This is a genomic window from bacterium, from assembly GCA_019912885.1.
GTDB lineage: Bacteria > Lernaellota > Lernaellaia > JACKCT01 > JACKCT01 > JAIOHV01.
This window is the reverse complement of sequence record JAIOHV010000057.1, coordinates 1-21,166: the sequence shown is the minus strand read 5'-3', so window position 1 is coordinate 21,166 and position 21,166 is coordinate 1. Positions and strand designations below refer to the sequence as shown.

At 57.5% G+C, this 21,166-nt stretch carries 19 protein-coding genes; 7 read left to right on the top strand and 12 right to left on the bottom strand.

Features of this window, described 5'->3' with window-relative positions; genetic code table 11:
- Positions 1-3 precede the first annotated feature (3 nt).
- Entirely contained in the window at positions 4-1,014 is a 1,011-nt protein-coding gene (locus tag K8I61_04970) for an HNH endonuclease (GenBank protein MBZ0271365.1), read from the bottom strand.
- 154 nt (positions 1,015-1,168) lie between these two features.
- On the opposite strand from K8I61_04970, the gene lexA reads away from it, so the two are divergent.
- Both lexA and K8I61_04960 read left to right on the top strand, forming a co-directional pair.
- Positions 1,169-1,753 (top strand): transcriptional repressor LexA, encoded by a 585-nt coding sequence (gene lexA / locus K8I61_04965; protein MBZ0271364.1) that lies wholly within the window; start codon positions 1,169-1,171, stop codon positions 1,751-1,753.
- 104 nt (positions 1,754-1,857) lie between these two features.
- A complete protein-coding gene (locus K8I61_04960; protein ID MBZ0271363.1) occupies positions 1,858-4,512 on the top strand; it encodes a DEAD/DEAH box helicase in 2,655 nt (884 codons plus the stop codon).
- 12 nt (positions 4,513-4,524) lie between these two features.
- Here K8I61_04960 and K8I61_04955 read toward each other — a convergent pair whose 3' ends face one another.
- Complete coding sequence (locus K8I61_04955) at positions 4,525-5,238, bottom strand: thermonuclease family protein (GenBank protein ID MBZ0271362.1); 714 nt, start codon at positions 5,236-5,238, stop codon at positions 4,525-4,527.
- A gap of 158 nt (positions 5,239-5,396) precedes the next feature.
- Between K8I61_04955 and K8I61_04950 the strand changes: the two genes are divergently transcribed.
- Positions 5,397-6,365: a sigma 54-interacting transcriptional regulator gene (locus K8I61_04950; protein ID MBZ0271361.1), complete on the top strand. Its 969-nt coding sequence runs from the start codon at positions 5,397-5,399 to the stop codon at positions 6,363-6,365.
- A gap of 310 nt (positions 6,366-6,675) precedes the next feature.
- Here K8I61_04950 and K8I61_04945 read toward each other — a convergent pair whose 3' ends face one another.
- From K8I61_04945 to K8I61_04915, 7 genes are all read right to left on the bottom strand, one after another.
- Positions 6,676-7,719 (bottom strand): DUF1566 domain-containing protein, encoded by a 1,044-nt coding sequence (locus K8I61_04945; GenBank protein MBZ0271360.1) that lies wholly within the window; start codon positions 7,717-7,719, stop codon positions 6,676-6,678.
- Positions 7,720-7,756: 37 nt separating this feature from the next.
- Positions 7,757-8,575: a hypothetical protein gene (locus tag K8I61_04940; GenBank protein ID MBZ0271359.1), complete on the bottom strand. Its 819-nt coding sequence runs from the start codon at positions 8,573-8,575 to the stop codon at positions 7,757-7,759.
- A gap of 13 nt (positions 8,576-8,588) precedes the next feature.
- Positions 8,589-9,050: a hypothetical protein gene (locus tag K8I61_04935; GenBank protein MBZ0271358.1), complete on the bottom strand. Its 462-nt coding sequence runs from the start codon at positions 9,048-9,050 to the stop codon at positions 8,589-8,591.
- Between the two features lie 59 nt (positions 9,051-9,109).
- Positions 9,110-9,736 (bottom strand): DUF1566 domain-containing protein, encoded by a 627-nt coding sequence (locus tag K8I61_04930; GenBank protein MBZ0271357.1) that lies wholly within the window; start codon positions 9,734-9,736, stop codon positions 9,110-9,112.
- Between the two features lie 644 nt (positions 9,737-10,380).
- Positions 10,381-11,574: a YifB family Mg chelatase-like AAA ATPase gene (locus K8I61_04925; protein MBZ0271356.1), complete on the bottom strand. Its 1,194-nt coding sequence runs from the start codon at positions 11,572-11,574 to the stop codon at positions 10,381-10,383.
- A 344-nt stretch (positions 11,575-11,918) separates the two neighbouring features.
- A complete protein-coding gene (locus tag K8I61_04920; GenBank protein MBZ0271355.1) occupies positions 11,919-12,323 on the bottom strand; it encodes a VOC family protein in 405 nt (134 codons plus the stop codon).
- 184 nt (positions 12,324-12,507) lie between these two features.
- Positions 12,508-13,917 carry a hypothetical protein gene (locus tag K8I61_04915; GenBank protein MBZ0271354.1) on the bottom strand — a complete coding sequence of 470 codons (1,410 nt, stop codon included), beginning with the start codon at positions 13,915-13,917 and terminating at the stop codon, positions 12,508-12,510.
- A 293-nt stretch (positions 13,918-14,210) separates the two neighbouring features.
- Between K8I61_04915 and mscL the strand changes: the two genes are divergently transcribed.
- The gene (gene mscL, locus K8I61_04910) at positions 14,211-14,687 is read left to right on the top strand and encodes a large conductance mechanosensitive channel protein MscL (protein MBZ0271353.1); all 477 of its coding nucleotides are present in this window, start codon (positions 14,211-14,213) and stop codon (positions 14,685-14,687) included.
- Positions 14,688-14,847: 160 nt separating this feature from the next.
- Here the strand turns inward: mscL and K8I61_04905 are convergent, their stop codons facing one another.
- The 3 genes from K8I61_04905 to K8I61_04895 all read right to left on the bottom strand — a co-directional run bounded on the left by K8I61_04905 (position 14,848) and on the right by K8I61_04895 (position 18,873).
- A complete protein-coding gene (locus K8I61_04905; protein ID MBZ0271352.1) occupies positions 14,848-16,605 on the bottom strand; it encodes a hypothetical protein in 1,758 nt (585 codons plus the stop codon).
- A 458-nt stretch (positions 16,606-17,063) separates the two neighbouring features.
- Complete coding sequence (locus K8I61_04900) at positions 17,064-18,632, bottom strand: VCBS repeat-containing protein (GenBank protein ID MBZ0271351.1); 1,569 nt, start codon at positions 18,630-18,632, stop codon at positions 17,064-17,066.
- Between the two features lie 10 nt (positions 18,633-18,642).
- Complete coding sequence (locus tag K8I61_04895; GenBank protein MBZ0271350.1) at positions 18,643-18,873, bottom strand: hypothetical protein; 231 nt, start codon at positions 18,871-18,873, stop codon at positions 18,643-18,645.
- A gap of 417 nt (positions 18,874-19,290) precedes the next feature.
- On the opposite strand from K8I61_04895, the gene K8I61_04890 reads away from it, so the two are divergent.
- The 3 genes from K8I61_04890 to K8I61_04880 form a co-directional block, all read left to right on the top strand.
- Complete coding sequence (locus K8I61_04890; protein ID MBZ0271349.1) at positions 19,291-19,875, top strand: RNA polymerase sigma factor; 585 nt, start codon at positions 19,291-19,293, stop codon at positions 19,873-19,875.
- A gap of 48 nt (positions 19,876-19,923) precedes the next feature.
- A complete protein-coding gene (locus K8I61_04885) occupies positions 19,924-20,628 on the top strand; it encodes a zf-HC2 domain-containing protein (protein ID MBZ0271348.1) in 705 nt (234 codons plus the stop codon).
- A gap of 13 nt (positions 20,629-20,641) precedes the next feature.
- Positions 20,642-21,166, top strand: a 525-nt coding sequence (locus tag K8I61_04880) for a periplasmic heavy metal sensor (GenBank protein ID MBZ0271347.1), incomplete at its 3' end; no start/stop codon positions are given.

The following is a 21,166-nucleotide window of genomic DNA, read 5'->3' as shown; positions in this document are numbered from 1 at the left end:
GATTCAGGGCAGCGTGCCACCTTCTTTTTTGCCGAAGAACTCGTCGAACCCATACCGGAACTTGCGACGCTGCACTGGATCAATCAGGAAAACGACACCACCGCTTTCCTTGCCCTGAAGAGGCCAAACTCCGTCATAATACAATGCGCAGCCAGCGTACTTGCCAAATAAGTTGCAGTAAAAGCTCAGCGGATTTCTGTTCATTACGGCCAACAAATGCCAGTCCTTATGGGATAGAATTTTTGTGAACTTTTGGTCAATTTCTTGTGGCCACGTTGAGCCGTGCAATATTCCTTCCCTTTTATCTGGATCGGGTTCCCAAATAAATTGCCGGAAAAGATCGCCGTCTTTCGATGAGGTCCAGCTTTCGCCAAGCACTAGGTGTCCTAATCCCAGGCCGATTTTGACCATGCCTCGCTGCATAGATGTAATATCGAAACCGAATCCTACCCGCATATTGGGAGTCGGGATTGAAACGACTCGCTTCTGCTCTTCCTTTATTGGCCGATTGCCTAAACCGCGCTTCTTCAATTTAGACTTTATATCCTTCAATATCCTCTCAAGATCATCCTCCGAGCATTCGATCTCATACAGTTCCTTCTCGCCTTCAATACGTTTTTTGACTTCAGGTTTAACCCACATGCGTTTTTTCTCTGTTGAGAAAGAATACATCGCTGGGACATTTTGACCTTCAATGTCCACGGTACCTTTAAACTCAAATTCGGGAAGCTGATTCGACTGACCTTTCAAGCCGCGCAGAACTCGTTCCAATGAAATGAAGTAGTTATCGATTAGCGCCGCATCAATTGAACTCCCGGCGTCACCATTGCACTTTTTGCAGACCCGAATGGTGAAAGTCGCTGGGGAGCCAAGCGATTCCGCGAGAAAGTGCTCGTCAGTGAATTCTTCTTCGGGTTTGTGGGAGCCGCAATAGGGACAATATGCCTGATTCAAAGTTCCACCTCCTTCGCAAATGGGCTTCAGAGTGACCAAACCGCCATAGAAAAAACCCACCCTGGAGATTTGTCAATCGTTTTCAAGCTCCCTCTCGTCACCACTTCGGGCGGAATCTGTCGAAAAAAATTTCGCTTTCCCCTTGACAGCTAACACCAGTTAGCCTACCCTGTACATCAGAACAAGGGAGGCTGAAGTGGAAACCCCTTCCGCTATGCAGAACAAAATCCTTCGCTTCATCGAGGACTTCAGCGAGCGCCGCAGCATGCCGCCGACCGTTAGGGAGATCGGCGGCAAGTTCGGGATCAAGTCGTCCACGGTCTTCGTGCATCTGAAGCGCATGGAAAAGAAGGGCTTTCTGCGGCGGTCGAGTTCGCCACGTTCCATCGAGCTATTGGTGAAGCACCCCGGCGGAAACCGTATTCCGATCTTGGGCCAGGTTCCGGCGGGGACGCCGCTGCTCGCCGTCGAGAACATCGACGGCTATCTGCCGGTGGATCGCAAAGCGTATCGGGACGGCAACGTGTTCGCCCTGCGCGTTCGGGGCGAGAGCATGATCGAGGCGGGCATCCTCGATGGCGACACGGTGATCGTGCGGGAACAACCGGATGCCGAAAACGGCGCGACCGTCATCGCCCTGATGGACGACGAAGCGACCGTGAAGCGGTTTTACCGCGAGGGCAACGTCATCCGCTTGCAGCCCGCGAACAGCACGATGGCTCCCTTGTTGATCGACGCGGCACGTCAGGACGTTCGGATCGTGGGAAGGGTTATAGGGGTTTTCCGCGATCTGAACTGATGCAATGTATCGGTGGGCGAGATCCCCTCTTTCCGCAACGCCCAGGGGGAGATGAAACTCTCGTTCGCTCTGTGACCATTGGGCGCGTTTCGGGGGAAACGCCCATGATGCGTATTGATTTTCTCGAAGGGTACGGCATTGAAAAACAGATCGTAGACATCTGGAAGCGGCACATCGGCGAGATGCTCCTGCCCGTGCAGGAGAAAGCCATCCAGCAATTTGGTCTCTTCGAATCCCGCAACCTGATCGTCTTCTCACCCACCTCGTCGGGCAAAACCTTCATCGGCGAAATGGCCGCGATCAAGGCGGCCCGTAAAAAGCTCAAGGTCTTCTACCTGGTCCCGCAGAAGTCGCTCGCCGAGGAGAAGTTCACCGAATTCAGCGAACGCTATGGCGAGGTCGGCATTCGCGTCGTGATCTCCAACCGCGACCACCGCGAGTATGACGAAGCGATCCAGCGCGGCGATTTCGACATCGCCATCGTTGTCTACGAGAAGATGCAGGGTCTGCTCGTGAACACGCCGTCGCTGCTCACCAGCGCCGGGCTGATCGTCGTGGATGAATTGCAGATGATCACCGACGAGTTCCGCGGGCCGGTGCTCGAACTCTTGCTCACGCGGATCGTCACCTCGGATGCCAAGCTGCAAATCCTCGGCCTGTCGGCCGTGCTCGGCAAAACCGACCGCCTGGAGAAGTGGCTCAAAGCCCGCGTCCTGGTCGAGAACCAACGTCCTGTGGAGCTTCGCAAGGGCATCCTGTGCAATGGAGTGTTCAACTACCGCGAACACAACTCAGGCGCCGCCGGTTCCGAGGAACTGGTCTGGGACGACGACAACTCCAAGAACGCCGACCGCCAGATGCTCCTCAATGTCGCAAATCTCGTCCAGCGCGGTGAACCGTGCATGGTTTTCCTGCGGGACCGCAAATCGACGGTGTTCGCCGCCCGCGCTCTGGCTGACATCGTGGCGCTGCCGTCCGCGACGGAGGCCATCGATGAACTCGCTGACCTGGATGACACTCGTGCCTGCGACATATTGTCCGAGCTTCTGTCCCGGGGAATCGCCTTCCACAACGCAGACCTGACGTGGTCCGAGCGCCGCCTGATTGAAAAGCATTTTCGCGCCGGGGCAATCAAGGCGCTGTTCTCGACCTCCACTCTGGCGATGGGCATGAACCTCCCGGCAAAGAACGTGTTCATCGACACGCAAAAGTGGAAGTACTCGTCCAAGTTCCGCCGCGTGATCACCGAGGACATCACTCGCAGCGAGTACGAAAATATGAGCGGCCGCGCGGGGCGGCTCTCGCTAGAGTTGGACTTCGGGCGCTCGATCATGGTCAGCACTGGCGAGTTTCCAGCCCGGGCATTGGCGCGTCACTACATCGAGGGGAGCTTCGAGGACATCACGCCGACACTCGCCAACGCGCCGCTGGAGAGCCACGTCGTCAATCTAATCGCATCGGGCCTGTGCGCGACTCGGGAAGAACTCTACCACTTCCTCCTCGGCAGTTTCACCGGCCACGAGGTCTGGCGGCAGAACCAGACGCAGGATCAATTCCACAAGAATGTCGACCGGGCGGTGGACATCTGCATCTCGTGCGCCGCAGTGCTTGAACAGGAAGCCCAGTTGATCATCACTGAGTTGGGGCGCACCTGCGCTTCGCAGTGTCTGCATCCGAAGACCGCCTATGCGTTCTTCCGCTGGGCTCAAACGGCGAAGGACCGTTTCTCCACCGAGTTCGAAATGCTGGTGATCGCCGCGCGCAGCCGCAATGCTGAGGACATTTACGTCCAAATGGACGGGGATGAGAATCGGCGCGCCGGGTATCGGGACCAGGTGTTGAGCCGCGCCAGGGGCCGCGACATCGCGCAGTGGGCGGTCTTTCGGGCGATTGCCAAGGAAACGCACTGCATCTATGACGTCAATAAGCACTACAAGCTCGCGCTCATGATGGACGACTGGATTGAGGAAATGCCGATCAAAAAGATCGAAGATGCCTTCAATGTCTGGGGAGGCGCTGTGCGGAGGATTGCCGGGGAATTCGATTGGCTCATTCACGGCATGGCGCTGGTGTGCGAGATCGCCGGATGGAGCGAGAAGCAGGTTGACCAGGTCCACGACCTGTCGCTGCGTCTGACCCAGGGCATCGGGAACGATGCGGTGGAGTTGGCTCGTATGAAACTTCGTGGCGTCGGCCGTGTCGTCCTGCGCAAGCTGGTGGATTCTAAGGTCTGCGATCAGAGTGCCCTGGAAGAATCATCCGAAGCGCGGCTCTGTGAAATCCTCGGCCCGAAGACCGGCAAGAAATTATTCGATCTGGTTCGAGAGGGCGCTCCCACGGTGATACATCAGGAAGAGGAAGCCGTGCCCGTGGGATTGGTCGAACCGGATGTCGAAGCCGACCCCATGCCCAGTCTGATCCTCGATATCAAGCAGCACCGCGTATCCTACAAAGGTGCGACGGTCGACTTGCAACCCACGCCACTCAAGTTCATCGCGCTCCTTGCGAAGAAGCCCGGCAAGATCGTAACCAAGCAGGAAATCTACGACAGCATCTGGGGACTCAACGACGCGGCAGACAACCCGATCTACGATCACCAAATCACCGACACTAAGAGCACGCTAGTCCGGTCATTGGGAAGCATGGTCGGAAATGGGCATGGAATTGCGGCGCGGGAAATTCAGGGGCTGATCAAGACCAAGCCGAAGGTGGGGTACTGGCTCGATCTACCGGAAAACGAGGTGCGGATCTGTGGGTGAATAGGATGCGGATCAGCGTTTGGCTTTTCGCCAACCGGCTTGAATAGCTTCCTCTTCCGAGCAGAACCATCGCTCGCCCGACGCCTCATTGATCTGCGTCTTGTCGTAGTTCTGCTGCCCCGGCACGTGGAAAATCTTGTCGCCGCTGGCGCTGATGTTGCCTTTGATCTTGCACGGTCGATCTGTTGGTGCAGCTGGCGGCGGGGCTGATACCCCCGGCGCTGGCGTGTCACCCTCGCCCCCTGCCCAGAGTCCACGTCCCGCTTCCCGTGCCTCGCGCTCCAGCGTCCGGAATTCTTCCATCTTGGCAAACGGGAACCGCGTATAGGCGTGGCCGTATCCCTGGCGAATGATCTCAGCGTTCAACAGCGTGCCATCCTCGAGGAAAACGTAGGCGAGAAGCCTCCCATATTTATCGCGGTGGTTCGTCGCGGCGCTCGCCTGGTCGAGTTCGAGGCGAACAGTCTTGCCATCCACTATCTTGTGGGTGAAGGCGCTCGCTTCCTTGCCGAAGTATTGGACCGGCTTGCTTGGATGCACTGTTTCGGGTGTATCGACTCCAATGAGCCGAACCTTGTCAGTGCGGCCATCGATTTGAATTGCCAGCGTATCGCCGTCGACAGCATGGAGGACCTTGGCAGTGATCGTTTTGCCGGATTCCTCGGCCAGGCACACAGACGCGAGAAAAACAAAAGCCAGAAGAACAACCACTGAGGCCCGTTTCATCGAACACCTCCGTTTTTCAGGAGCCGATCTTTTGCCGACAGTCTGCCGACTGTTCGGCGACACGTCAAAGGGGATCGATCCGCTGGCGACACAAATCCGAGAAAGAATCGACCCGCCGCCGAGGATTTGGGAAGACACGATGCCGTAATGTCCGGCCCATGAGAACGCCCAAGCACATCGAGACCTTGGAATACGGGCCAGGAAAAGCACTGAAAACGTCGGACCCCGGGCTGACAGAGATTTTCCGAGAAGTCCGGACGATCTACGCGCCGGCCGATTTTCCTGTGGTCATCCAGGGCGAAACCGGCACCGGCAAAGAGGGCGTGGCGAGGGCCATCCATTGGCACAGTCCCCGGCGCACTCGACCATTTGTTGCCGTGAATTGCGGCGCGATCCCCGAGGGTCTCGTGGACAGCGAATTCTTTGGCCACGAACGCGGAGCTTTCAGCGGAGCAATCACGACACGGAAAGGTCACTTCGAGATCGCCAACGGCGGCACCCTGTTTCTGGACGAGATCGCAGAATTGCCGTTGGGTCTCCAGGCCCGGCTCCTGCGCGTTCTCCAGGAAGGAGAGATCGTCCGAGTGGGAAGCAGCAAGCCGGCGCCCGTGGACGTTCGAGTCGTTGCTGCGACGAACAAGGATCTCAAGGCGCTCGTCGACGAGGGGAAATTTCGCGTCGATCTCTACTACCGGATCGCGGCCTCTGTGGTCCACATTCCGCCTCTCCGCGAGCGACCGAGCGACATCATGATGCTGGCCAGGGCATTTATTGAGGAATGCCGACCAAACAATTCGCATGGCCTTCGTTTGCAGCCTCTCACCGCTCACATCCTTCGCGCTTACTCCTGGCCCGGAAATGTGCGCGAACTTCAGAGTGCGATCCTGGTTGCCAGGGCGCGGGCCGCGGCAGACAATCGAAAATCAATCTCGGTCCAGGACATACCGCCCGGCGTTCGTGCATCGGAGCAGCAGCCCAACTTGAAAAATGCTCAATCGCTGGATCAGCGGCTAATCCAATTTCTGGCCGAGCAAACTGACGCATCCATGATGGCCGCCGCAGCGTTTGTCGGCATCGACTATCACGCGGCGCGGCGGATGGTCAAACATGAAAAGCGAAATTGGTGAAAGGATTGTCAATGTGAAATGTTACATAACTGGCTTGTTGTTCGCCTTTACGATGCCCGTCATGACCTCTCAGCAGACGTCCCGCAGGCGCGTGCCAATGGTGTAGTTGTGGTAATGGGAAAAGTTTTTCACCGTATCCTCAACTTACACAGTTAGTTCTAGCGCCTTCTTGTAAATCGGCAGATGGTCGTATTTCGCCATTCAAAAAAATTATTTCGACCAGGGCTTCGCCTTGGACCGGGATCACGCGCCTTCGGCGCGTGAAAATGACCAAAGGACCGAAGAACCAAATTACCAAAATCACGGTCGGCTAACGCACACAGCGCGCATCGTAGTCGAGGAGGACGGTGTGGAGGTTGACCTGGCCGTTTTTGAAATGGACGGCCCACGCTCTGCCGCGTTCGCGTTCGTTCGCGACCGCCGAGGACGACCAATACCCAGTAACCGTACCCGGAAGTTCCGGAGGCCAATACGCACCATCCGGACCAGGACCAACCCTATTCGAACACCCCTTACAAGGGTCATTCCAACAACTGTGGGTCAAACACGAATCCGTCGCCCCGCACGAGCCATCTTTCTGCGTCGCCGGGCAGCCCCGGATCAGGCTCCGAAGCTCACCTATCGTCGGCAACCGCCAGTCGCTCGAACCACCCAAGCTCAAGGCCGCGCAATGGAACTTAGCCGCTTGCCATTCCATTGACCCGCCCGTCGGAGATACCTGCCAGGTCAAGCCAGTTGCGGGGTCTATCCAAATTTGACTCTGACTGGCAGGTTTAGGCTGGTTGGCAGGTCGAGGCTGGCTTCTAGTTTGTGAATCGCTTTGTGAGCTTTCTGAATTTAGTAGCTCGTTTTGGAAAGCGTGTCCTAAATCATTGGGGAAAATCCGTTCCAACATATGTCCTCTCATTATCAGCCTATTCGGACCTCCCAATCTCTCCGTAAGGCTCTCAGTACCATTAACAAAAAGCGTTTTTGAGCAATTCCAAGAACTGGGGACTAATGTCAGATTTGACCTCCAGTTAAAAACACAAGAGCAGCTAACTTTTTTCGTCGCACCGTAACCTTGATCTTCGTCAAATTTAGTTTGCACATCAAGAACCCCATCTCTATATGTGCCAACCCATCTAATGGCGCCGTTTCGGATTCGGAAATTAACATGACTAGTGCTGACTGTGAAATTTATTGAATCACCATTCTGTACGATAGTACAATCACCGTCATCACTCCCAAACATTTCCGGCCAATCCAAACTCCAATCACCGGAGATATTTTTTGGCCAATTAACTGCATCCGAGATGCCAACTGCAAAAAATAGTAATACTAATACAGCTAATGTGACCATCATATTTCTCATAATATTCTCCTTTCACATTCAAATTTGTCTTGAAGTTTCAAGGGATCACCCTGATGGTGCTGATCGGGTCCATAAAAATGGTCTCCTCAAATACCGCAAATAGACCTGCCTTAGCACCAGGCTGGACTGAGGCATCCAATGAGCGTATGGAATTGCCATAATCCCTATTCCGTACTTTATTAAAAAGATCTGAACTCGATCCCGAAGAAGAGAGAAAAAACATTTTCGGGTTCATTCTGTCAAACCAAGCACCCTCATCTGCTTTTCCGGCAGGGAAATCATAGGATGAATTTGACCGCTGAAGAGAGCTTAATTTGTATGAGCTTGAAGTAAAAAATTGATGTTCGGGATGGGACACCTCAATGCGTTGCGCGGCATTGACGTCATCCTTTCCGGGAGCCCATTTCCATGCATCCCATCGGAGGAAAAAGACTGCGATGCCATCGCCGCCAGTTTTTGCCGATAGCTGATATTCGCGTGGATTCAAATCATCCTGAACTGTCCCGGAAAGCCGGATATTCGCGCCGCTAATTGGAGAGTGGGTGACTCGGTCAAGAACTTCGCAGCGGTAAACAAGCGCTTTAGGGGTGGTTGCAAGGTACGAGAAGTATGCACCTGCCGCGAATGGTTCTTCTGCCAATGCAAAAACAGCGGTTGAAGCAAGCGGTAGTTGTGAGAAAACGACGAAGAAGAATGGCACCCAAAAAGAAGCGGCTTTTTTCGCTAGAGTCCGAGTGAGTATATTTATTGTAAAAGGGGAACGTCGATGGGCTATTAGACCACGAAGCAGATCCAGATTCTGTTCACCCGCGAAAACTGAACGTCTCATGCACCTGACACGATCTCTGTAACCCATTTAGTAAAACCTCCTAAGGCGTCATTTTCCCCTCTCTGCTGTCTAGTCTACCTTCCATCTGGTAACCATTGCTTTTGGCCCATTGGCAACTGTCTGAATTTGCGCCATACTTTTTTTCACACTCTTTTAACGATATTTTGTCTTGCCATAGGGCTACGGTATAATCTAAGCCTCCTCCAGTAAGTGTATTAAATCCTCCAGCTTTACTTACAGCAGGAAATTTCACAGTTCCCGGAGCGGAGACTTTTTGTGCATCAAGATCAACCTCATATTTTCCGCGTCCGACAGGAAAAACCGTACACCCGACCCAGTAAGAGCCGGTTCCTTCAATTTCGACGATAATATCACCCATTGTCTTCGAAGGGTCATCAATTACGTTTTTAATCCTTGCGCCTCCCGCAAAGGCGAACGCGACTCCGAGGACAATAACGATAAACGTCGCCAAAAGAAACCGAAGACCATTTGTGAATGACAATGCATTCTCCTTTCACCGAAATTAACCATACGCGGCGACCAGCACGCCCCCACAACCATCTAACGCACACAACGCCATCCGATCGATTCATCTAAATCAACGCCAAAAGGAACAAGATTTCCCCAATAAAAACCTATTGTCCAAGCTTCCCTTGGGCGATCGGGGTCTGAAAGTTTCGATGAAGACCAAATAAAATAGAGATCACCGTTTCCCAAAGCGGAATCTCCAAAAAGCTCCTTGACCCCATGAGAGGAGTCATTCCCGGGATTATCACAGGCACATTTATCTTCATCATAGCAACCTTTTACTTTTAGGCACACAACATTTACATTGCATTTACCACCACGTCTTGTATTATCACAATTGCGGATTAGACTTCGTAGCTCGTCAATATTGGGCAACCTCCAATCACTGTAGCCACCCAATTCTAGATTGTCACAATAAGAACCAGCTTTAAGCCAATTACCCACATTACGGTTTGTTTCCCATGTTAAGCCGGTTGTTGGGTCTCTCCAAATTTTGCTTTTCTTGAGTTCTTCACTTGACGCAACAATTTCCATTACCACACACAAAAGAACTGCAAATGTAAAAATGGCGAAGAGTCTTTTCATTTCAATTGCTCCCTTTTGATGTGCCGGTTCAGCCTGAAATGGACTGAAGCCGCTTTTGCTGGTGTGAAAGTCCATTCCTTTGCACCGGCAGCTATTCTAGTAACCCGTTGAAAAACCCGCCCGCTCCCCTCGACCTTTGGTGAATCGTGGTTACGTTGCTGCATCCCTCGTTTGACGGAGCAACGACGCGCTGATCGACCCCGCGCCAAGCCACGGTCCTCTTCCTGCTGAACATGGAAGCCCGCATCCGCGCAACGCACGCACTGTGCCGGATCAAGCAGCAGGAGAACGGGATACGCGTCGGACCTCGCGCGAGCTTCGCGGCAATAGCCTCCCATTGGGCGCCATGAAGTCGAGGGTCGCTCAACGAGCGTCTCCTCCAGAGGCGTCGAGGGAAAAAGCGCAACGGCTCGTGCGGATCGATCCGCCTGCTCGTGGCTTGCCCGAAAAAACATCGCCTTCTCTCAGCCGCTGTTGATAGCCTTATCGAAGTATACAGGCTATTCCTACTTTGATGTCCGTTTGTCTGTCAAGGGCTTTTTGAGACCCGTTGGAACGCGCCCTTTTTGCTCCTGCTCGGATTCGGCGGCCGAGCCCGGATGTCACGCTCTGCAACCTTTTCCATCGCGCTTGTCCCCCGTGGGCACCGCGACTGCCGATTCAAATCCCCCATGATCGATGCGCGATTTTCAAGGCACGCGCTTTTTTTCGATTTGAACTCACACATGGCTGATTTCGCTCTCTCGCTGGAGGCGCGTACACGGACAACGCGGAAGGAAGCGCGAGTATCCTTTATTAAACGCGGCGTTGCGTTCGGATGCGTTTTGCGTATTTTCCTGGTGCTGTTGGGTCGTGGGGCAGGGATTCATCGCCGCGACCATGGAAAATCGCGCGGGAAAGGTGCAATCCGCCGCCGCGCGAACGACGGTGACGTCGCCCTCTTCGAGCGGCTGGCGCAGCGTTTCGAGGACGTGGCGGGAGAATTCCGGCAACTCGTCCAGGAACAGCACGCCGTTATGCGCGAGGCTGATCGTGCCCGGCCGGGGTATTGCCCCGCCGCCCGCGAGCCCCGCGTCGCTGATGGTGTGATGCGGCGATTCAAACGGCCGACGCGATATGACGGCCGCCTTGTCCGGCAGGCGCCCGGCGATGGAGTGGATCTTCGTGACCTCGAGCGCCTCGTCGAGCGACATCGGCGGCAGGATCGTGGTGAGCCTGCGCGCAAGCATCGTCTTGCCGCCGCCCGGCGGGCCGGCGAGAAGGACGTTGTGCCCGCCGGCCGCGGCGATCTCCATGGCGCGCTTGGCGTGCTCTTGCCCCACGACCTGCGCGTAGTCGAGTTCGCTTGCGTCGTGGTTGTCGGCGAGAACGCTTTGCGGATCGACGCGCGTCGGCGCGATGTCGAGCTCGCCGCGTAAAAACTGCACGATTTGCGGCAGGTCGGTCACGCCGATGACGTCGATGCCCTGCACGAACGCCGCTTCCTGCGCGTTCGCCTCCGGCACGATGACGCCCTTCATGCCCCACGCGCGCGCGGCCAGCGCGACCGCGAGGACGCCGCGCACCGGACGCACGCCGCCATCCAGCGACAGCTCGCCGATGATCACGAAATCGTTGATGGCGTCGGTCTCGGGCACGAGGCGCGACGCGGTCAGCACCCCGACGGCGATCGGCAGATCGTAACCCGAACCCTCCTTGCGCAGATCCGACGGCGCGAGGTTAACCGTGATGTGCCTGTCCGGCAGGAAGTAGCCGGCCGCGCGGATCGCGGAGATGACGCGATCGCGCGCCTCGCGTATGGCGCCGTCGGGAAGGCCGACAACCTGAAAATTGAAGGTGCCCAGCCTCGCGTCGACCTGAACCTCGACCGCGAGCGCCTCGACGCCGATGACCGCCGCGGATCGCGCAATGATTCCCATGACCGTGCCTCCCGTGAATGCGTGTCGCGCCAAGGAAGAGCAACGGCCGTGCCAGCCCCGCGCCGGTCAGGCGAAGTGCGGAAATGCTGGCTTTTTTGACGATCGACGGGGCGAGCGTCGGGGTAACGTGTTCGATTTTCGGAGAGGGCGTTCGATTTTCGAACGACGGCTATGCGGAACACGGAGAGCACGGAGAAGACACAGAGAACACCGAGGGAGAAATTTCACACAAAAGGATGCGAGGAAATCGGGGCGAATGTGCGCGGACGAACCGTGCGCCCGCGCGTTTCTCTTTTCTCTTTTCTATTTCCTATTTCCTGTTTCCTATTTCCTGATTCCTATTTCTGCACGTGCGCGGGGTCCATCCAGAAGTGCTCCCAGATGTGGCCGTCGGGATCCTCGAAACCCCAGCCGTACATGAAGCCGTGATCCTGCGGCGCCTTGTAGTTGCGCCCGCCCGCGGCGAATGCCTTGTTGCAAATCTCGTCGACGGCCTCGCGCGAATCCTGGCTGAGCGCGACAAGAGCCTCAGTCGTCGCGGTGGCGTCGGCGATCGGCTTGGGCGTGAAATTCTTGAAAAACGGCTCGACGAGCAGCATCGCGTAGATGTCCTCGGCGATGATCATGCACGTCGCGTTTTCGTCGGTGAATTGCGGATTGAACGCGTAGCCGAGCGCGGTGAAAAACTCGACCGATCGCGCAAGGTCCTTCACGGGCAGATTGACGAAGATCTTCGTGGCCATGCGGGACGTCCCTCTTTTAGATGCGAATGGTGTCGACGCGAAACCCGCACGAATTTACCGCAGCCGTCCGCGCGCGCCTGTGAGGCGCACCGCAGGTTTGCCGTAAGTTGATTGTGCGAGGCGGGAGCGATTTCCGTCAGGCGCGTCGTGCCGACGCCCGTCCGCCACAATCAGCGTTATCGAATTACGGCAACAGCACGGCTCCGTTTTCGGCGAACGCACCGCGGTATCCCGTCGGTGCCTGAAGCGATTTGACGACGCCGTTGTCGTATTGATGCACCTTCACGTCGGCGCCGTCGCGCGTGACGAAGTAGAAAAATTTCTCGTCACGCACGGCGATCAACGCAATTGTCTTTCCGGTAACGGTGGGCTCGCGGACGCACGGCCACGTGTCGGTCGCCTCGTCGAGATACGAAAACCCGTAACCCGGATGCAGGACGATCGGCTCATCGGGACCCTGGATCTCGTTGAACGCCGAACACGGAAACGCGAAATGGTCCGTGGTGAAGGTCGTGCCGTTCCGATGCAAAAGCGGCGGGTTGCCGAAGGAGCCGTAAAACCACTCCTCGTCGTCGCCGACGCTCCACATATTGCGGATCGAATGCGCACCCGGCCACGCCGGTGTCACGAACGAAAGGTTCGCGCCGTCATAGACCAGAAGACGCGCGTTCGGATCGTCGAACAGCCGTTGATCGAGGGCGACCAGGCGACCGTGGCGGTGCGAGTGCAGCTTCACGTCATTGAGCAGACCGCTCATCAAGGAGACACCCGCCCACAGGAAATCGTGCGACTTCGCGTTCGGATCGTAGACCTCGAAATAGGCCGCGGGCACAAGGGAAAAGAACTCGAATTTGAGCGCCATGTTCATCATGCCGATGCCGTCCGGCATGTCGTAGAGCCAACTGATCCCCGGCAGGTTGATCGAACCGCCGAAGTCGCCACCGATAAGGCGCTGTTCGGTCGACCACGTGTTGGCGATCGTGTCGTAACGCAGCAGCACGGCGCCCGAGGAATAAAAGCGTGTGAGCGGGCTGTATTGCCAATATTCCTGCGCCCAAAAGTTCAGCGCGACGTATGCGCCGTTGTCGTAGACGGTTGCGGACTCGCCCGGCGTGACCATGACGTAAAAATCGTTGGATTCGGCCCAGGCGTCGAGCGTCGTGGTGTCGATAGCCGGCAGCGGCGCCGGCGTGAATGACGTGAAAGACGCGTCCGTTACCGCCGCATCGAAGTCGACCGAACCGGGATAGGCGTCGGGGTCGACCGGGTACACGAACAGAAGTCCCATGGGATCCGCATCGTCATCCGAGGTATCGTCGTCGGTATCGTCGTCGCTATCGTCATCATCCGAAACGTCGTCATCGGCATCGTCATCGTTAGACGTGTCATCGTCCGAGTTGTCGTCGTCCGCCATGTCATCGTCGGTTGCGGAGTCGTCGTCAGCCAAATCGTCGTCGTCACTCGCCGCGTCGTCATCATCGGCCGCGGCGGAAGGCGACGAGCCGCCGCCGGCATCGCAACCGAACGACGCGAAGACGCACAACCCGGCGAGCAACATCGCAAACGCTATGAAGGCAGGATGATGACAACGCATGACAACCCTCCCGAAGGCATGAATGTACCATGAGAAAAGAGAAAAAAGGAAAAAGAAATTGAGACGAGGGCGCGGCGTACGACGATCGAAGCGGGCCCCGCTCCGAGCCGGGCGGCCCCCGGCACGAACGCCGCTTCCTCTTTCCTCTTTCCTCTTTCCTCTTTCCTCTTTCCTATTTCCTAATTCCTAATTCCTATTTCCTGTTTCCTGTTTCCTGTTTCCTGTTTCCTGTTTCCCCTTCCCCGATTCCCCTATCGCGCTATATTTCGCGTCCCACTTCACGGAGGTGCGTTGTGTTCAAGGAGTTCAAGGCGTTCGCGATGCGGGGAAACGTGCTCGACATGGCCGTCGGCGTCATCATCGGCGGGGCGTTCGGGAAGATCGTCGCGTCGCTCGTCAACGACATCATCATGCCGCCGCTTGGCGTGGTGCTCGGCCGCGTCGATTTCACGAACCTCTATTTCACGATCACAGACGGCGCGGCGAGCGCCGGGCCGTACACCTCGCTCGAAGCCGCGCGCGCGGCCGGCGCGACGGTGATCGCCTGGGGCGCGTTCGCGAACACCGCGGTCAACTTCGTCATCGTCGCGTTCGCGATCTTTCTGCTCGTGCGCGCGGTCAACCGCATGACGCGGCCGGCCGATCTGCCGCCGAGCGCGCCGACAAACAAGGATTGCCCCTACTGCGGCACGTCCATCCTCATCAAGGCGACGCGCTGCCCGGCGTGCACGTCGCAGCTTACGCCTGCGGCGGATGTGACGCCGGCGTGAGGTGGCGAGAACGTGGCGATGCCGGGGCTGGGCCGACCGCGCACTCCGTCCCGCTCGAAGCAGGACTTCGTTTGCGGCCCTGACCGGCGAGGCCGACCGCGCAGCAATTGTGGGAGCGCCCTTCCAGGGCGCGATCGAAACAGGGCGCGATGCGTCGCACCTACAGCGCCGGCGGATACAGATCCTTCACCTGGTCCCACGGCGTGCCGAACAGGGGAACCTGCACGGAGCCTTCGGACCAATCCAGTATCCACACGAGCAGGTCGGGGAAGACGGGGTTAAACGCGGCGTCCACCTGCAGGCCGTCGATGTGCTCCCAATCCGGGAGCGTTAGGATGCGGAACGCGTTGTCGTCGCGCGGCAGCGTGCCGCCTTCCACCGCCGGCAGGCGGTCGCGATACTTCTCCATCTCGCCCGTCTCCGCGACGAGCGCCGTCTCCATCGCGTACACCGGCACGTCCACCTCGGACGTGTAGAGCTTGAAGTAGTCGTGCCGCCAGGTGCCCTCGGTCTCCATCTGGTCGGCGACGAAAAAGTCGAAATCGAGGCGGCTTGAGTAATACGGGTCCGCGTTGTTGCTCGGTCCCTTGTAGATGTTCTGGATGAGGCTCTGGATGTCCATGAGCTCGGCCGGATCGGACTCCTGATAGTTCAACCAGGAGTACGTCATGCCGTCCTCGCACGGGAACTTCCCGAGGAAGTCCTGGCATATCTGCCCGCCGGTCATCGTGCCCATGTGGCCCTTGAAGTTGTCGAGCGGACCGAACTCGTCGTCGGCCACAAGGCCCATGATGGCCTCGTTCGTGAGCTGCACGTCGTTGAAGCGCGTCAGGATCGGATAGAGCACCGTAAACGGCCCGAGTTCGCCGAAAAATCCGTCAGGCCCGAGCGTCGGGTCGGTGCCGTCGGACAGGCCCTCGGCCGCGGCCATCGTGAAGATCTCCAGGTACGTATAAAGCGGCGGCGTGAAGAAGGAGAACTGCGTCGTGCGGGGTTTGGCCCCGGTGCGGATGTCGGCGAGGTCGGCGAGGTAGTCGTCCTCGTCGTATGCTTCGTTGTAGCGACCGGTGCCGTCGAGAAGCACCATGCCGGCGATGTCGTCCTTGCCAAGACTCCCGTCCTCGAACTCGTAGGCGGCGTAGGTCTGCACGAACCACGCGCCGCGCGAGTGCCCGGCGAAGAACACGAGCTTGTCACGCACCTCCTCGGGCACGAGCGACAGGACGATCTTGTAGTCGGCCATCTGCAGGTCCAGTCCCCACTCGGAGAGCATGGCGGTTTCCGGGCCCTGGTCGTCGTAGTAGCCGCCGAACGATTTTCCTTCGAGCTCGAGGCCATTGTAGTAGTAGTCGTACGCCAGCCACGGATCGCCCTGCTCCTCGCCGACGTTCGATCCGTGCAGGTCCTCGAGCAGGTGGAAGCGGCGATCGAGCACCCACACCTCCACGTCGCCGCCGCTCGTGCGGACGATCTGCTCGGCGATGTAGAGAAGCTGGTTCGCGCCCGCGGTGTAGCCCGCGGCGAGCACGAGGATCGCGTCAACCTCGCGCGGGGGATTTTCGCCCGTGTCCTCGCGGAAGCGGAACATGGGGATCTTGTTCAGCGACGCGGGCGTCGATCCGCCCTCGGGGTTGGCCGGCGCGGCGGCGCCGTCGAGCAGCAGGTAGTCCGAGCGAAGCTCGAAGTCGCCGTCATCGTCCGCATCGTCGTCCGCGTCGTCGTCGGATGTATCATCGTCCGCGCCGGTGTCGTCGTCCGCATCGTCATCGCCGGTGTCGTCGTCGACGGCGTCGTCGTCATCGTCGTCGTCATCGTCGCCGCACGAGCAACCGGCGGCGGACAGAACGAGAAGCGACAGGATCGCAACAAGAAAAAACGGAATAACGAATAGCCGGCGGCCGGCGACCGCTTTCAACATGACGCTCCCTCCTGAACGCGAGAAATCCGCCGGGCATCCTTGCGCGAAAAATCAGAATCCGCGCCGCCCCGGCAAACAAGCCGCGCATTGTACGAGAAAAGGAGGGGACACGGAAAGGCCGGGGCGCGGGAAGGGTCGCACGAAGGGAGCGGCTTCTTGCGCGAATTCAAGATTTCCCCACGAAGCGAAAAGCGCTTTTCGCGAGCATTGGAATACGGTACGAATTGCCGGAAAATTTCGGAGTCGGTTGCTTGAAAAACGAAATCGATCCGAAATCCGAATCGTCGGCGAATTCGCGAGTGCGGCCGCGAAGCGACGGATTGCCGCGCGAAAATTGGTGCCTGTCCCGCTTTTCCTTGATACGCAAAACGCTTAACTTAGCGCCATTCATGACTGTCCCCTATTGTCCCTATTTTTCATGGCGTAATGAATTTCTATGAATTACTACAGACGTTGCCCTAACTGCCGCAGCAACTGTTCCGCGTTTCATCAGAGACGTTTTCGACATTTGCACCGTCATCGTTTAAATACGAGTTGTCGTCATCGTCCGGAATATTGCGCTGGGTTGTCGACGTTGTAGACGTTGTTGCGCTCGTCGACGAACCAGGTATTGTCGTAGTCGTTGTCGTCGTAATATTAGGCAAGTAAAACACGTGAGCCTGCAATTCGTAAGCACCCGCATCGTAGAAATTTTGCGCAGTCCACCCAAAATCGGAATACCCATCGTTACGAATATCGTTGTCTTCGCCACCAAGACCGTATCCCACGGAACTTATCGCGCTATACGTGAAGTCATATTGATCGTATTGCCAATAGGAGCCGGTATCAAGGCCAAGGTCTGTCCCAAAATATATATAAATCACCAAACCATCCGCCGATACCATAATGTCATCGTAGCCATCACCATTGACATCCCCAAGGCGCTTTGCAGCAATCACGCCTGGGCCAGGTGGAGGTGTTGGACGCGGAAGGAGTTGTGCAACAATCGGCGTCAATCCTGTATCGGAGCCAAAAAAAATGTAAACTTCTTCGTCGTTAAATCCCCAAATGTCATCGTATCCGTCTCCATTAACATCTCCGGCGCGACCAATATTGTACCAAACGGGAAAATCTGGAGTATTTGCCGCGATAATAGAATGTGGCACGATTTCGTCGGGGAATGACGTTCCATGAAAAATTTCAACAAGTAATTCATCGGTATCATAATAATATACACAATTTGCAAAATCGTCGTAACCATCGCTGTTTATATCGCCAAGCGATGGCGTGGCCGCTATGTACGAATTGTAATATGAGCGACTTTGCGAAGGTAATTCGAAGGGAATGCCGCTTTGATCACTTAAATAAATATCAACCACGTAGGTATCATCATCAAGTTCAAGCGTGTCATTCCAAATACGGCGCGGCAAAATCAAATCGCTGTATTCGTCATCATTGACATCAATATTCGATGCGATTGCATACGCGAAATCATGGCGAGTATCGTAATCGCCATCAAGAATTGCATCGGAGTCTAAATTTAACCCCGTTGGGGATCCATGGTGAATAAAATAACGGCCGTACGCCCCAATCATGACCCGGTGCCACAAAGGGTCGTGAATCAGTAGATCTTCAAACCCGTCACCATTAACATCGCCGCCGCTCTGAATGCGCGAAGCGAAAGAATACGAGTCATTTCGTTGAATATATTGATCGGGTTCCAGCGGCAACCCATCCTTATCTGCGTAAAATATTAATATTGTACCGGACAAGTCGTAGGAATCGCCTCGTTCCCAGCGTAGACCGGTAAAACCCAATAACAAATCATCGAAGCCGTCGCCGTTAGCGTCGAGAAAGGTGATTGTCGGCCCGCCGAGATTATGGTCCCATGCTGGAATTGCATTCGTCGGCGGGTACGACCATGACGGGTCGGGCCGTTCTGGGATATCCAATGCAATAGCTGTGCGCAAAAAAGAGCTAAAAATGATTACCAAGATAAACGATAATGGCCGCAGGTCCGTTGTGCGTGTTTCGATCGGATCCCGCATAAAGGCGCCGTCAGCCGGTGTCGAAAGGGCTGCTGTTCGCGTTGGAGTCTTTTTTGTCGGGCCAGACATCGCGTGTCACCTCAAGTTCGGCAATTTCTTCAGAATAAATAGTACCACGGATCGTCACGTCGCCGGTATCGGGATTCGTCGTGTCCCTCCGTGCCGGCGGTGTCGTCGGTGAAACGCGTTCATTCCGTTTCCCTCTTCCGGCGTGTTCCCGACAGGCCGAATCGGCGGCCATCGCTTGACCCCCGCACGAAAACCCGCGCCAATGGCCGGTGTGAAAAAATAAACCGGGAACCCCGGCACCGGAGCCCCTGTTGGACGATCGCGCGAAAGTCCCGACGGCGTTTGCTCGTTTCGGCCGGCGGGAACGTCGTGCTTTTCGATTTCCCGAACGTTCCTGCGGGCGCCGCCGGCCTGGCCGAGGTCGTCTTTCCGGAGAGCGACTTCCAGGCAAACCGACCGGGTCGTCGTGTACGGAGTAGGGATCGGAACGACCCGTGCGGACTTCTTCTCGTAAATCGCATTTCCCATTATCGTACCCTCTCGCGCCCGCGGCCGGGTGACGCATTTCCGGCGAAATAACGGCGGTTTGAACCTCCCGGCTCCCCACGTGTCGCTTTAACAGGCGTTGGCGGGCGCCCGATGGGATCCGATGAGCAAAGCCCAAACGGCCCCCCAGATGGCCCAGGAGGCCCTTCCGGGCCCGGACGACGCCGGCCTTGTGTCCGCGTTTGTCGGCGGGGACGAGGCGGCGTTTTCCGAAATCATGACGCGGTACCGGCGAATGGTGTATTTCGTGGCTCTTAAATTCGTGGGCAATCACGACGACGCGGACGAGGTGACGCAGAAAACCTTCGTCTCCGCCTACCGCAACCTCGCGGGCTTCGAGGGGCGAAGCTCGCTGAAGACGTGGCTCTACCGGATCGCGGTGAATTACTCGAAAAACCTGGTGCGCGATCGCAAGCGCCGCGAGGGTGAAGAGGTCAAGGACACGATGGCGTCCTACAGCCCCGACCCGACCGAGCCGATGGAACAGGACGAAAAGCGGCAGCAGGTCGCGGAAATGGTGGAAACGCTTCCGCCGAGGCAAAAACAGGTGTTGAAGCTGAGGGTCGGCGGCGAGTTGTCTTTCGCCCAGATCGCGGAGATTCTCGGATGCTCGGTTTCGGCCGCGAAGGTCAATTATCATTACGCCGTCAAGGCGTTGCGTTCGAGGATCGATCCCACCGGCGCGTAAGGCCGGCGCGAAGCGGGTTCGCGCGGGGATTCGGCCCCGGATATGGAAGTGAGTGAGAAGATGAAGAGCTGTCCCATGGCCGATAATGGCCGGCTGATCGATTACGTCGAGCGCGAGCTCGATGCGGCCGATCTTTCGGCGATCGAAACGCATCTGGCGGGTTGCGCCGCGTGCCGCGCCCAGGTGGACGCGATCGCAAAGACGCTGCGCTACGCGGCGTCGCCCCTTGCCGATCCCGGGCCCACCTATTTCGCCAGCCTGAATGTGCGCGTTCGCGCCCGGATCGAGGCCGGCGAGGGCGCCTCGCCCGCCTCGTTCATGCGCGGCCTGGTGCGCCGCCTTTTGGCCAAGCCCGTCATGGCCGCCGCGCCGCTGGCCGCCGCGCTCGCGATCGCGCTGGTGTTCGCCGGGCGTTCGCCGATGACGGTCGACCTGGACGAGATGACCGACGTGGACGACGAGGAGGTCCGCCGCGTCGCGGTGTCCTTCGATCCGTCGCGGCAACTCCAGTTCGACGCCGATCACGGCGCCGCGCGCGTTCTGGCCGAGGCGGACGGTCCGTCCACCGGCGAGTTGGCCGCGGCGATCGCGCTCGATGACGACGAGTCGGAGCTCGACGCGCTCGAAGATGCCGCGGCGGCGTATTCGCGCCCGGCGTCCTTTGCGGTTCCACGCTTTTCCAGCCTGTCCGACGCGGAGGCCGACGCCTTCGGCGAGCGCTTGATGCTGGCGACGGCGTCCTACAATTATTGATCGGAGGCGTTTGATGACGAATTCCTTGCGGCGGGCGGTCCTGGCGGGGTGCGTGCTCGGGCTTTTCGCGGCCGATGCCCTCGCGGCCGGTCAGGAAGAGCGCGTATGGCGGCAGGTCGAGACGGTGCGCATCTGGAAACTCACCGAGATGCTCGACCTCGACCAGGAACGCATCGCGGCGATGATGCCGATCCTCAACGAATACACGCAGGAGCTTCGCGAACAGGGGCGCGAGCGCGACGAAGGGCTGCGGGAGCTTTCGCGCCTCGCCAAATCGGACTCGACCGACGAAAAGCAGATCCGCGCGGCCGTCGACAAGGTGCTGAAGTCCGAGCGTGGGATTCTCGATCTTCGCCACAAGCACTATCGCAAGATGGAAGACGTGCTGTCCCCGGACCAGCTCGCGAAATACATGATCTTCGACGCGCGTTTCCACGACGAGATCCACCAGATGCTCGACGACATGCGGCGGCACAAGCGGCTGCGTCACCGGGAGCGCATCCTGGCGCCGGATGGCGGCGGCCAGGCCGTGCCGCCC